Below are 12,796 nucleotides of genomic sequence, written 5' to 3'. Positions count from 1 at the left end.
GATAAAGGCGCACAGTGCTTTATTCACCCGGCCTGCATCGGCATGTCACTTCGTCGATACCGAGACGCCGTTCGCGCTCGATAAACCTTGCGCATGACAATTACGTCAGTCCTTCGCTCCGCGAGTGACAATCTCGGCCGTGAGGTCGCCCAGCCGAGATATTCCCTGATCGTCTCCTCCGACCGCGAGCATCGTGTCGCTGCGCAGCGCCTTCGATACCGAGTGTTCGCCTCCGAGCCAGGCTTCTCCCTCCCCGCTTCGGCCGGGGTGTTCGAACTCGACGCCGACGCCTTCGACGAATTCTGTGATCATCTACTCGTTCGTGACAACATCACCGAGGAGTACGTCGGCTGCTACCGAATGCTGCCGCCGGATTCCGCCGCGGCGGCGGGTGGGTATTACACCGCAACCGAATTCGACATCTCCGCGCTCGATCCGGTGTCGAACAGGATCGTCGAAATGGGTCGCGCGTGCGTCGATCCCGCGCACCGCACCGGATCCGTCCTGAGCCTGATGTGGTCGGGCATCCTGCACTATCTCGAATTGACCGGATACGAGTGGGTGATGGGCTGCGTCTCCGTGCCCGTCTTGCCGAGCCCCGATTCAATCGCCGGCGCCGATGTCCGCGGCGTCCGTGACTTCGTGATGAACAAGCACGCCAGTCCGGGGTCGCGGCGGGTGATCCCACGAAACCCGGTGGTCCTCGGGGGTCTGACGCTCGACGAGATCGCCGCACCGGAACGCGTGACGATGCCGCCGTTGCTCCGTGGTTACTTGCGGATGGGCGCGATGATCTGCGGGGAGCCCGCCCACGATCCCGAGTTCGGTGTGGCCGATTTTGTTGCGCTGCAAGGCCTTCACTCCGCCAACAAGCGGTACCTCGAACGGCTGCGATCGGCGGCCGCCGCACACGAGTCGGGGATCGGCTGATGACCGCGGCGGTGCCGTACTGGGTGCCGACGAGCCCCTGCGGCGACGGGTGCCTACCCGCGGACGCACCCGGTGTGTCGAGTATCACCGTGATGGCCCGCGGGGTCATGGTCGGTGCCGCACTGTTGACTGCGCCTGTGCTTTCGGCCGGCTGGCTGCTCCCGCGCACCTGGCGTACTGAGATGCAACGCGGATACTCGCGCGCGTTGCTTCGTTGTCTGGGGATGAAGCTGACGGTCGACGATCAGCGGTTGGGGCGCGCGGAACCTGACGGGGTCATGGTTGTCGCCGGTCACGTGTCCTGGACCGACGTCCTCGTCGCGAGCGCCGTTGCTCCGGCCAACTTCGTCGCCCGCGCCGACCTGCTCGACTGGGCAGTGCTCGGCGGTCTCGCGCGCCGGATGCGCGTCGTCCCCATCGACCGCGCTCGCCTGCGTGAACTCCCCGGAACCGTCGACGTCGTTCGCGAACGCCTGCAGCGAGGTGTCCGGGTGATGGTGTTTCCCGAGGGGACGACCTGGTGCGGGCGGGCGTACGGCGGTTTTCGTCCGGCGATGTTCCAAGCAGCCGTCGACGCCGAATGCCCGGTTCAGCCGATGGCGATCCGCTACGAGAACGCCGACGGTTCCCTGTGCACCGGACCCTGCTTTGTCGGCACCGAAACGATCGGTCAGTCCATCCGTCGGATCCTGCGTCAGAAGAACGTCGAGGTGAAGGTCAGGCTGGCTCCGCTCGAGGAGGCAGGGGAGTGTCGAGCCGATCTCGCGCAGCGATGCGAGAGCGCCGTACGCGGCGTCGACATCATCGATCTGGCAGCTCACGACATCTTCGACCCCGCACCGGAACTCGTGACACAAGCCATGGGACAAATCGATCCTTCCCCGGCGATGAGCGCTTAGCCTGCTGAGCGAGGCTGGTCGAACTCTCGTGCTGGGCTATCCTTGTCAAGCCATGACTCTGCCTGCACACAGTGCCCACGCCGGATTTCCGGTGTACCTCGATCATGCCGCCACGACTCCGATGTCGGCAGCCGCTATCGAGGCGATGACCGATACCTTCAAAACCGTGGGCAACGCGTCCTCGCTGCACGGCTCCGGCCGTGCGGCCCGGCGCCGCGTCGAGGAATCGCGCGAATCGATCGCCGCCAGCCTGGGTGCGCGGCCGTCGGAGGTCATCTTCACCTCCGGAGGCACCGAGAGCGATAATCTCGCGGTCAAGGGCATCTACTGGGCTCGCCGTGACGCAGACCCGCGACGCACTCGCATCCTGGCCAGCTCCGTCGAGCATCATGCTGTGCTCGACGCCGTCGAGTGGCTCGAGCAGCACGAGGGCGCGCGCGTGACGTGGTTGCCGGTCGACGAGAACGGTGTCGTCGACCCGCAGACCTTGCGTGACGAGCTTTCCGTCCACGCCGACGAGGTAGCACTCGTGACGGTGATGTGGGCCAACAACGAGGTCGGCTCGATCATGCCGATCGTGGAGTTGGCGGAGATTTCGGCTGAGTTCGAGATTCCGATGCACAGCGACGCGGTTCAGGCAGTTGCACAATTGCCGGTCGATTTCGCGGCGAGCAAATTGGCCGCGCTGAGCATCGCGGCGCACAAGTTCGGTGGTCCGCACGGCGTCGGCGCGCTTCTGCTCGGACGCCAGGTTCCCTGTGTGCCGCTCCTTCACGGCGGCGGACACGAACGTGATCTGCGTTCGGGGACGCCGGACACCGCGGGAGTTGTCGGGATGGCTGCGGCGCTGCGCGCGAATGTCGCGAACTTCGATTCGAGCACAAGGGAATTGGCGAAGCTGCGTGACCGTTTGATCGGCGGGGTCCTGGAGATCCTTCCCGAGTCGGTGCTCAACGGCCCGACCGGTTCCGATCGGCTTCCCGGTAACGCGCACTTCACCTTCCCCGGTTGCGAGGGCGATTCGTTGTTGATGCTGCTCGACGCTGCCGGTATTGAATGTTCCACCGGTTCGGCCTGCACCGCCGGTGTGGCCAGGGCCAGCCACGTCTTGATTGCGATGGGCGTCGAATCGCCCGTCGCGCGTGGCTCACTGAGATTTTCGCTCGGACATACGTCGAGTGTCACCGATGTGGACGCGCTCATCGCTGCGCTTCCACAAGTAGTAGAGCGCGCTCGGGCCGCCGGTCTTGCCGGTGCCGGTTCGCGTGGAGGGGATCGCTGATGCGAGTACTCGCAGCCATGAGCGGAGGTGTCGACTCCGCTGTCGCCGCCGCCCGCGCTGTCGCCGCCGGACACGACGTCGTCGGCGTTCATCTTGCTTTGTCCACGGCGCCGGGCGCATTGCGGACGGGTTCGCGTGGATGCTGCTCGAAGGAAGATGCCGGCGACGCCAGGCGCGCCGCCGACGTTCTCGGAATACCCTTCTACGTCTGGGATTTCGCCGATCGCTTCAAGGAAGACGTGATCGACGACTTCGTGGCGTCGTACGCAGCGGGTGAGACCCCCAATCCGTGCCTGCGCTGCAACGAGAAGATCAAGTTCACCGCACTCGCCGACCGTGCAGTCGCTCTCGGCTTCGACGCCGTGGCGACCGGTCACTACGCGCGCCTCGAAGACGGCGTCCTGCGCCGGGCGGTCGACGCTGACAAGGACCAGTCGTATGTCCTCGGTGTGCTGACGGCTGAGCAGCTTTCGCGAGCGATGTTCCCGATCGGTGACACACCGAAAGAACAGATCCGCGAGGAAGCCGCCGAGCGCGGTCTGGCTGTGGCGAACAAGCCTGACAGTCACGACATCTGCTTCATCCCGACCGGCGACACACGAGCATTCCTGGGTGCGCGCATCGGCGTTCGTCCGGGAAGCGTCGTCGACGCCGATTCGGGTGAAGTCCTCGCTGCACACGACGGCGTACACGGCTTCACGATCGGACAGCGCAAGGGTCTCGGCGTCGAAGGTCCGGCGGGTGACGGCCGTCCGCGGTACGTGACCGCGATCGAGCCCGAAACCGGAACGGTCCGAGTGGGTTCGGCCAAGAATCTCGACGTCTGGGCCATCTCGGCGCAGCGTGCGATCTGGACCTCGGGCCAGGCGCCGGAGGGCCCCGTCGAATGCATGGTGCAGGTTCGTGCGCACGGTGGACTGGCGCAGGCCGTTGCGGAGGCCGTCGACGACGGTACTTCGAGCGGCGGTATCTCGATCTCGTTGCGCGAACCACTGACCGGCGTCGCAAAGGGACAGGCCGTCGTGTTGTATCGCCCCGACCGAGAACTGGGCGACCAGGTTCTCGGCAGTGGCACCATCTCGGGCACCGAATCCGAGCCGAACACACTGTGACGCAGCAGGTTTCCATCGGTGGTCTCGTCACCGGAATCGGATCCTGGCCGGGCACGGATGCCCGCGAAAGTGCCGCAACCATCCTCGGTGAGCTGGGTGGTTTCCCGCATCTGGTGGAGTTGCCGAGCCGCGGTCTCGGCGCTGACATGGTCGGCCGGGCGGGGGCAATTCTGGTCGACATCAACCTCGACGCCTCGACCCGTGCCTATCGAGTCGTGCCTCGGCGGGGCAATGTCGCGAAGCGAGCCGAGGACTTTCTGAATCAGGATCTCGATGCGCTCGAGGAAGCCTGGGAGTCGGCGCGCTTGGTCGGCGGAGACCACGTCGTCAAGCTTCAAGTCGCCGGCCCGCTGACACTCGGCGCCGAGATCGAAGTCGCAAACGGTTCGCGAGTTCTCGTCGACCGCGGTGCGCTCCGCGACATCGCAGAATCACTCGGTGAGGGTCTCGCGCGTCATGCGGCAGAGGTCACTCGCCGCACCGGCGCCGCAGTGGTGATCCAGTTGGACGAGCCGCAGATCGCGGCAGTTCTGGCCGGTTCGCTGCCTGGGCGCACCAAGATGGAGAGCGTTCCGGCACTGCCGGAACCCGAGGCACTCGCCGTACTCGACTCGACGATCAGCGGTTGCGGACTGCCCACAATCGTCCACAGTTGCGGCACAGACATGCCGTGGGATCTACTGAGGCGAAGCCAGGCGTTCGGCGTGAGCTTCGACATGTCGCTCATCGGCTCACGCGATCTCGACGGTATCGGCCAGTTGTTCGACGCCGGCAAGGAATTGGCGCTCGGTCTGGTTCCGTCCGCCCCGCCGGAAAAGCCGGTGACGTGGAAAGAGTGTGCGATGCCCGCCGTCACACTGGTAGATCGTCTCGGCTTCTCTCGTGAACTCCTGCAGACCCAGGTCGCGATCACTCCGCGTTGCGGTCTTTCGGGTGCGAACCTCGACTGGGCTCGTGCCGCCCTTCGGCTGTGTACAGACGTCGGCAAGGCATTGGTGGACGATCCGTCGGCGTTCTAGTGTGTGCGTTCCGATGTGGAGTCGTGTGGTGTGTCGGTGTGAACCGATAATCTTCTAGCTGTGACTGAAACCGCGGATGCAATGCAGCCAGCGCCCAACGAGGCGCGCGAGCAGTGGACGGAGCTGGCCGAAGAGGTACGCCAGCATCAGTTCCGCTACTACGTTCGTGATGCGCCCGTCATTTCGGACGGTGCATTCGACACATTGCTCGGGCAGCTCAATGCTCTCGAAGAGCAGTACCCGGATCTGCGAACTCCCGACTCTCCGACGCAACTCGTCGGTGGCGGATTCGCGACGGACTTCACGTCCGTCGACCACCTCGAGCGGATGCTCAGCCTCGACAACGTCTTCGACGAGTCGGAGCTCCGAGCATGGATCGCCAAGGTCGAGCAGGAAACCGGGCCGGAACTGCACTATCTCTGTGAAGTGAAAATCGATGGTGTCGCCCTCAATCTCGTCTACGAGAACGGCAAACTCGTTCGTGCCGCAACCCGCGGTGACGGTCGTACGGGCGAGCTGGTCACGCTCAACGCTCTGACGATCAACGACATCCCGGAGCGCCTTACCGCCACGGACGAGTACCCGATTCCGAGCCTGCTCGAGGTGCGTGGCGAGGTGTTCTTCCGCCTCGAGGACTTCGCAGCACTCAATGCCTCCCTGGTGGAGGAGGGGAAGGCGCCGTTCGCCAATCCGCGCAACTCCGCGGCGGGCTCCCTGCGTCAGAAGAATCCTGCCGTCACCGCGCGTCGCCGCCTCGGAATGATCTGCCACGGGTTCGGGCGCATGGAAGGTTTCGAGCCGGCCTCGCAGTACGACGCCTACGCGGCCCTCGCCGCCTGGGGTCTGCCGGTGTCCACGCACACCTCACGGGTGGTCGGCGCCGACGCCGTGGTCGAGAAGATGAAGTACTGGGGAGAACACCGCCACGACGTCGAGCACGAGATCGACGGATTGGTGGTCAAGGTAGACGAGATGTCGTTACATCGACGTCTGGGCACCACGTCGCGCGCACCACGGTGGGCTATCGCGTACAAGTACCCGCCGGAAGAGGTCACGACCAAGCTCCTCGACATCCGGGTCAGTGTCGGACGTACGGGTCGTGTGACGCCGTTCGCGTACATGGAACCCGTCACGGTGGCGGGTTCCACTGTGTCCTTGGCCACGCTGCACAACGGATCCGAGGTCAAGCGCAAGGGTGTGCTGATCGGCGACACCGTGGTGTTGCGTAAGGCCGGAGACGTTATCCCCGAGGTCCTCGGGCCCGTGGCAGACGTTCGTGACGGTACCGAGCGCGAGTTCGTCATGCCGACGCATTGTCCCGAGTGCGGCACGTTGTTGGCACCCGCGAAAGAGGGCGACGTCGACGTGCGATGCCCCAATCAGCAGTACTGTCCGGCGCAGTTGCGCGAGCGCGTGTTCCACGTCTCGGGGCGCGGTGCATTCGACATCGAGGTGCTCGGGTACGAGGCCGCGACCGGGCTGTTGGAGGCGAAGGTCATCGGTGACGAGGGTGATCTCTTCTCACTCGACGCCGAGAAACTGATCGAAGTTCCGATCTTCCGCACCAATGCGGGATCCCTGTCCGCCAACGGAAAACGCTTGCTGGCCAACCTGGATTCGGCAAAGGACAAGCCGCTGTGGAGAGTGCTTGTGGCACTGTCGATTCGGCACGTCGGCCCCACTGCCGCGAGGGCGTTGGCCGGCGAATTCGGCTCGCTGCAACGCATTCGGGAAGCTTCGGTCGACCAGTTGGCTGCAGTCGACGGCGTCGGATCGACTATCGCCGCCGCCGTCGTGGAGTGGTTCTCCGTCGACTGGCACCAGCAGATCGTCGACAAGTGGGCGTCGGCCGGAGTACGCATGGAGGACGAACGCGACGATTCGATTCCGCGCAATCTCGAGGGTCTCTCGATCGTCGTCACCGGTTCGCTCGAGACCTACTCGCGTGATCAGGCGAAGGAAGCGATTCTGGTGCGCGGCGGCAAGGCGGCAGGGTCGGTCTCGAAGAAGACTGCGTTTGTCGTCGTCGGTGAAGCGCCCGGTTCCAAGCACGACAAGGCGGTCGAATTGGGTGTGCCGGTGCTCGACGAAGACGGCTTCCGGCGGTTGCTCGAAGATGGCCCGGATGCGGTCGCTCCCACCGATTTGGACGAATCAGAGTGACTTTGTCCGATTTCTGAGATTGGTGTGCTGGGTGCGATAGTGACGCCATGATCGAGATTCGTGAAGTTCTACCGGCTGAGTTCGAGACCGTCGGGGAGCTGACTGTGGAGTCGTACGTGGGTGGCGGATTTGTCACCGGCGGATCGCCGTACGCGGAGCGCCTGCGCGACACCGCAACTCGGGTGGAGCAGGGGCGGGTGCTGGTTGCGGTTCTCGGTGACGAAGTCGTGGGCTCGTTGACGATCGCAGAACCCGGCACGCCCTTCGCGGATGTTGCGCAGAAGGGCGAACTCGAGTTCCGCATGCTCGCAGTCTCGCCGCAAGCTCGGGGATCGGGCGCCGGAACCGCATTGGTTCGCGCAGTGATCGCCGAAGCCTACGACCGCGGCGATCACTCGGTGGTCATCTCGACGCAGCCCGAGATGGTCGATGCCCGTCGTATCTACGACCGCAACGGTTTCGTCCCCGATCCCGAGCGGGCGTGGGAGCCGATTCGCGGTATGGAACTGACCGTCATGGTTCGCGGCCTGGCCTGATCAGCCAGCCTGGTCAACCCAGTACCGTCGCCACGATTCCTGCGAGGTAGCCGAGGCGGGCTATCTCCGAAGGGCGGAATTCGGGCCCACCGGGACGACCGAGCATGAGGACTCGATTGCCGGAGCCGAGAGGTGCGGCAGCGAGGCTGGTGTTCATGTCGCGCCATACGTCCGGAACCCAGTCGGCCTCGCCGTCGAGGGCGGTGGGCTTGTCCAGTGGCATCCACGGAATGTCGGTGGCGTGGGTTTCCGGCGCGCCGGCGCTACCGACGACGCGGTACGCACCGTGCTTGCCGATGTCCGCGACGACGCACCAGCCGACTCGCAGTACACGCGGCGCGCCGTCGACGAGGACCTGTAGTCGATCGTTTCGGGCCGTCGCAACGGAATCTATGAGTTCGAGCTCGCGGTGAGTGTCGAGAATCCCGGCGTAGGGGCGGATCGAATCGACCAGCACGTCCGGTAGATGCTCGGCAGCGGTGATCAAGGTGTCGGGCAGCGCGCCCGGTTCGACGTCGACCACGAGGTCGTCGATGGCAAAACCGTCACCTCGTTCCACGACGTCGAGGGAGAGGATGTCTGCGCCCACGGATCCGAGAGCTACGGCGAGCGCGCCGAGGCTGCCTGGTCGATCGGGCAGTTGGACGCGAAGCAGGTACGACACGTGCGTGCCTTTCGCTGATCGGTTCTCGCCCGGATCACGTCGACCCGGGCCTGACTCATCTTTGCACTTGCCCAACCTGCGATGGTGGGCGCCGCGGCGGCGTCACGCCGGATGCACATGCTTGTCACACGAGCGAAACACACCGCGGGCATCCGGCGTGGCGATCGACACAGTGAGCGTGCTCGTCGTTCGATACAGCAGGCGTGCTTACAGGTCTGTCGCGGCGAGCAACTAGGCTGGACCGGCAATGTTCACGTCCTCTTCCGAAAGGGGCCCCGCGGTGCCTGCCATCTCCCGTGACGAGGTCGCGCACCTCGCGCGGCTGTCCAGACTCGCCCTGTCCGATGCCGAACTCGACGAGTTCGCCGGTCAGTTGGATTCGATTCTCAACCACGTCAAGGTGGTCACCGAGGTTGCGGCCGACGACGTCCCGCCCATGGCGAATCCCAATGCCGTCACCAACGTGACGCGCCCCGACGTGATCGTGCCCGGGTTGACCCCCGAGCAGGCATTGTCCGGAGCACCCGCAGTCGAACAGGATCGCTTTGCGGTTCCGCAGATCCTTGGAGAGGGCGAATGACCGATCTGACCACGCTGGACGCCGCTGAGCTGGCCGGCAAGATCCACTCGCGTGAGGTGTCCTCCGTAGAGGTCACGCAGGCGCATCTCGACCGCATCGCGGCCGTCGACACCGAGTACCACGCCTTCCTGCACGTTGCAGGCGAACAGGCTCTCGAAGCCGCCGCAGCAGTGGACAACTCGCTCGCAGGCGGAAACGAACCTGCTTCGGCACTCGCCGGCGTTCCGATCGCGTTGAAGGACATCTTCACCACGACGGACATGCCGACCACCTGTGCGTCGAAGATTCTCGAAGGCTGGGTCGCGCCGTACGACGCGACTCTGACCTCCAAGCTGCGCGCTGCCGGCATCCCGATCCTCGGCAAGACGAACCTCGACGAGTTCGCGATGGGCTCTTCGACCGAGAACTCGGCCTTCGGCCCGACGCGTAACCCGTGGGACGTCACCCGCATCCCCGGTGGTTCGGGCGGCGGCAGTGCGGCTGCGCTCGCGTCCCGTCAGGCCCCGCTGGCCATCGGCACTGACACCGGCGGTTCGATCCGTCAGCCCGCTGCGGTCACCGCGACAGTCGGAACCAAGCCGACCTACGGAACCGTCTCGCGCTTCGGACTCGTCGCGTGCGCGTCCTCGCTCGATCAGGGCGGCCCCTGTGGTCGCACCGTGCTCGACACCGCTCTGCTGCACGAGGTCATCGCCGGACACGATCCGCGTGACTCCACGTCCATCGACGCCCCCGTGCGTCCGGTCGTCGCCGCCGCACGCGAAGGTGCAAACGGCGACCTGCGCGGCGTCAAAGTCGGTGTGGTCAAGGAACTTCACTCCGACAGCTACCAGCCCGGCGTCATCGCTTCCTTCGATGCTGCCGTCGAGCAGCTCAAGGCACTCGGTGCCGAGGTTGTCGAGGTCTCGTGCCCGAGCTTCGAGCACGCGCTCGCGTCGTACTACCTGGTGCTGCCCAGTGAGGTCTCGTCCAACCTGGCCCGCTTCGACGCCATGCGCTACGGACTGCGTGTCGACGACGGCAACATGAGTGCCGACCAGGTCATGGCGGCAACCCGCGCCGCCGGTTTCGGTCCGGAGGTCAAGCGCCGCATCATGATCGGTACCTACGCACTGTCCTCGGGATACTACGACGCCTACTACGGTTCGGCGCTCAAGGTCCGTACGCTCATCGCGCGCGATTTCGACAAGGCCTACGAGAAGGTGGACGTACTGGTCTCGCCGACCAGTCCGTTCACGCCGTGGAAGTTGGGGGAGAAGGTCGGCGATCCGTTGGCCATGTACCTCTCCGACCTGTGCACGCTGCCGACCAACCTGGCCGGACACTGCGCGATGTCGGTGCCCTCGGGCCTGTCCGCGGACGACAACCTGCCGGTGGGCTTGCAGATCATGGCGCCCGCCATGGCTGACGAGCGCCTCTACCGTGTCGGTGCGGCCTACGAAGCTGCACGCGGCCCGATAGCGACTGCAGTCTGACCTGTTTGCTGTGCGCCTTTATCAACCCCCCGCGGTTAATAAAGGCGCACAGCAGTTTCAGGAGCAAGTTCTCAGGGCCGTCCCCTGATCGGTTCCGTAGCGATGGCCGTGACCGGCGGGGACACCGAGCGAACCGAGCATGTCGACGGTGGTCTGCAAGAACGTGACACCCGGGATCCACTGCGGGATCGGTGCATCTTGCACGGCACGGCTCAGATCCGGCTTCTGCGTCGCGAGGGCGGGGGACCACCACACCACCGGGTCAGACGTGTTCGCTAGGACGGTTGCGCCGTCCGTCCGTGTCGCGCCGGCCGGGGGACCTGCCCACAACACGTCGCACGGGACGATGGGACTGCCCTCGGACAGTGCGGCGCTGCCGCCGACGGCGCCGAGGCTCTGTCCGTAGAGGAACAGGTCCGGTCGATCCTCGGCGGGCATAGCGGCAATGTGGCTGCCGACGGCGGTGAACAGAGCGGTTGCCGATTCTTCGGCGTCGTCGCGGCTGAACAGGAATGTCGCCCAACTGGGTGCGTCGGAGTATTGCTGCCCGACTATTGCGACGTCGCCGCCGAACCGTTGCTCGATACCGTCGACTGCATGCGTGTCGATCCACCCCGATCCGGTCGGAACGGCCACTACGACGCTGTTGCGGGTAAAGCCGCCGACGCGATCGAGTTCGCTCACCGCGAGCGCGGCACGTGATGCAGTGTCGGGTGCCGAATCCAAACCGGCGTAGACGCGCACCGAGTCTTCGCCTGCTGCGACGAACTTGCGTCCCTCGGCACCCATCGAGGTCCACGAGATGAGCGATTCGGAGCTGCCTGTCGCGGAGGCCGAAAGTGGCTGTGTCAGAGCGGTGTCGATGTACGCGTTGGACTTGTCGAACGAATCGGAAAGACCGTTCCACACGGCGGGACCGACTACCAACTGCACTCCGAGAACACCCATGACCAGTGCGCCAACACTCCGCGCGAAACCCATCCACCGCAGCGCCTTCGAAAGTCCGACCCCGAGGCCCCAGAGTGAAAGGGCGGTCAGTGCTGCAATGCAACCCGCCTCCGCCCAGTGGAGAAGTCCGGCAGACGGTGCGCCCATCGCCGCTCGCAACGAGTTCTGCCAACCGGCGGCGGCGAACATCGCAACTGCGGTGCCGGCAGTCGACAACCCGAACGCGGTGATGCGCCAATGACGTTCGTCGAATCGGGCCTTGACCCGGTCGGGGACGAGCCGACGGGCTACCGCGGAGAACGCCCACATCGCCAGTAGTCCGGCCGCGACGAGCAGACCGCTGAACACCCCTTGTAGTACGGCTGATCGCGGCAGGAGTCCGGGAGCCAGCGAGATGGCGGACATCGCTGCCACGGCGACGCTCGTGGACACGCGGGGGAGTGCGAGCGCCCCGACTCGGGCGAGGACGGGGGTCCGTGACGCATTCAGAACGCTCATGCTGCAATCGCTTTCGGGGAGTAGGAGAACTCGTTCGACGGATCGAGGCGCCGCGATCGCATCAGGGTGAAGCCCAAGGCGGAAACTGCCAGAACACCGGCCGTGCCGTAACCGAATCCCGATTCCGTGACCGGCGTCAGATAGCTTTGGCGCCAAGAATTTCCGTTCACAGCCGTGACGGCTACATCGGCCATCGCGAAGCAATACCCTCGTGAGAGAAAGGACGTGCGGTCTTCACACGCGGCATGCATTCGCTGGTCGAGCTGACCGTCGAGGACCTGACGTGCCCACGGCCCCAGTTCCGTTCCGTGCGAATGCGCGTAGCGGAGTAGGTCGTAGCCGAGATCGTGCGCTTTGCAGGCCGAGTCGAATTCGTCGGGAAGTGGGACCGGCGACGAGCAGTCGCCGTGGGGATTGGCGAGGTATCCGTCGACGACGGCGGGGGTGTAACCGGCGAATGCCGCAAAGTCCGCCGGGATGGTGGTCGCAGCGTCAGCGGCATCCGCAGTAGTCACGGTGGCGATCGCCCTGGATGCGTTCGAATTCTCGGTGCGGGGCGACTGGGCTCCGCTCGCTCCGGCAGTGACCGTGATCGCTGCCGTTGCAGCCAGCGCCAGGGCAGCCCAGGTGCCGGCGCTTCGAGAGAGGTCTTTCACCCGTGTGATCCGCATGCCGTTCACGCTATGAACG

12 protein-coding genes are annotated in these 12,796 nt (G+C 65.2%); 9 read left to right on the top strand and 3 right to left on the bottom strand.

Annotated features, from left to right (window positions below):
- The first annotated feature begins 93 nt into the window (after positions 1 to 93).
- The 7 genes from RhoBH5_RS03960 (at position 94) to RhoBH5_RS03930 (ending at position 7,941) form a co-directional block, all read left to right on the top strand.
- A complete protein-coding gene (locus RhoBH5_RS03960) occupies positions 94 to 930 on the top strand; it encodes a GNAT family N-acetyltransferase (RefSeq protein ID WP_064075199.1) in 837 nt (278 codons plus the stop codon).
- Positions 930 to 1,829: a lysophospholipid acyltransferase family protein gene (locus tag RhoBH5_RS03955; protein WP_054827837.1), complete on the top strand. Its 900-nt coding sequence runs from the start codon at positions 930 to 932 to the stop codon at positions 1,827 to 1,829. The genes RhoBH5_RS03960 and RhoBH5_RS03955 overlap by 1 nt, the downstream gene beginning before the upstream one ends.
- A 52-nt stretch (positions 1,830 to 1,881) precedes the next feature.
- The gene (locus RhoBH5_RS03950; protein WP_058038603.1) at positions 1,882 to 3,111 is read left to right on the top strand and encodes a cysteine desulfurase family protein; all 1,230 of its coding nucleotides are present in this window, start codon (positions 1,882 to 1,884) and stop codon (positions 3,109 to 3,111) included.
- Positions 3,111 to 4,223, top strand: a complete 1,113-nt coding sequence (gene mnmA, locus RhoBH5_RS03945) for a tRNA 2-thiouridine(34) synthase MnmA (protein ID WP_042447455.1) — start codon at positions 3,111 to 3,113, stop codon at positions 4,221 to 4,223. The genes RhoBH5_RS03950 and mnmA overlap by 1 nt, the downstream gene beginning before the upstream one ends.
- A complete protein-coding gene (locus RhoBH5_RS03940) occupies positions 4,220 to 5,242 on the top strand; it encodes a methionine synthase (protein WP_118602671.1) in 1,023 nt (340 codons plus the stop codon). Before mnmA ends, RhoBH5_RS03940 begins: the two co-directional genes overlap by 4 nt.
- An 81-nt stretch (positions 5,243 to 5,323) precedes the next feature.
- On the top strand, positions 5,324 to 7,405 hold the full coding sequence (ligA, locus tag RhoBH5_RS03935) for an NAD-dependent DNA ligase LigA (protein ID WP_442972450.1): 2,082 nt from the start codon (positions 5,324 to 5,326) through the stop codon (positions 7,403 to 7,405).
- A gap of 47 nt (positions 7,406 to 7,452) precedes the next feature.
- Entirely contained in the window at positions 7,453 to 7,941 is a 489-nt protein-coding gene (locus tag RhoBH5_RS03930; RefSeq protein ID WP_054828365.1) for a GNAT family N-acetyltransferase, read from the top strand.
- 13 nt (positions 7,942 to 7,954) lie between these two features.
- Here RhoBH5_RS03930 and RhoBH5_RS03925 read toward each other — a convergent pair whose 3' ends face one another.
- Positions 7,955 to 8,605 carry an amino acid-binding protein gene (locus RhoBH5_RS03925; protein ID WP_003944719.1) on the bottom strand — a complete coding sequence of 217 codons (651 nt, stop codon included), beginning with the start codon at positions 8,603 to 8,605 and terminating at the stop codon, positions 7,955 to 7,957.
- Positions 8,606 to 8,885: 280 nt separating this feature from the next.
- On the opposite strand from RhoBH5_RS03925, the gene gatC reads away from it, so the two are divergent.
- Both gatC and gatA read left to right on the top strand, forming a co-directional pair.
- Positions 8,886 to 9,185 (top strand): Asp-tRNA(Asn)/Glu-tRNA(Gln) amidotransferase subunit GatC, encoded by a 300-nt coding sequence (gene gatC / locus RhoBH5_RS03920; RefSeq protein WP_003944747.1) that lies wholly within the window; start codon positions 8,886 to 8,888, stop codon positions 9,183 to 9,185.
- Positions 9,182 to 10,660 carry an Asp-tRNA(Asn)/Glu-tRNA(Gln) amidotransferase subunit GatA gene (gene gatA, locus RhoBH5_RS03915; protein ID WP_030535403.1) on the top strand — a complete coding sequence of 493 codons (1,479 nt, stop codon included), beginning with the start codon at positions 9,182 to 9,184 and terminating at the stop codon, positions 10,658 to 10,660. Before gatC ends, gatA begins: the two co-directional genes overlap by 4 nt.
- A 57-nt stretch (positions 10,661 to 10,717) precedes the next feature.
- Here the strand turns inward: gatA and RhoBH5_RS03910 are convergent, their stop codons facing one another.
- The gene (locus RhoBH5_RS03910) at positions 10,718 to 12,106 is read right to left on the bottom strand and encodes an alpha/beta-hydrolase family protein (RefSeq protein ID WP_047271263.1); all 1,389 of its coding nucleotides are present in this window, start codon (positions 12,104 to 12,106) and stop codon (positions 10,718 to 10,720) included.
- Positions 12,103 to 12,777, bottom strand: a complete 675-nt coding sequence (locus tag RhoBH5_RS03905) for a hypothetical protein (protein WP_204855695.1) — start codon at positions 12,775 to 12,777, stop codon at positions 12,103 to 12,105. The genes RhoBH5_RS03910 and RhoBH5_RS03905 overlap by 4 nt, the downstream gene beginning before the upstream one ends.
- Between the last annotated feature and the right edge of the window lie 19 nt (positions 12,778 to 12,796).

It is taken from the genome of Rhodococcus sp. BH5 (assembly GCF_027583855.1).
Classification (GTDB): Bacteria; Actinomycetota; Actinomycetes; order Mycobacteriales; family Mycobacteriaceae; genus Rhodococcus_F; species Rhodococcus_F qingshengii.
This window is presented reverse-complemented; position numbering and strand designations above follow the sequence as displayed.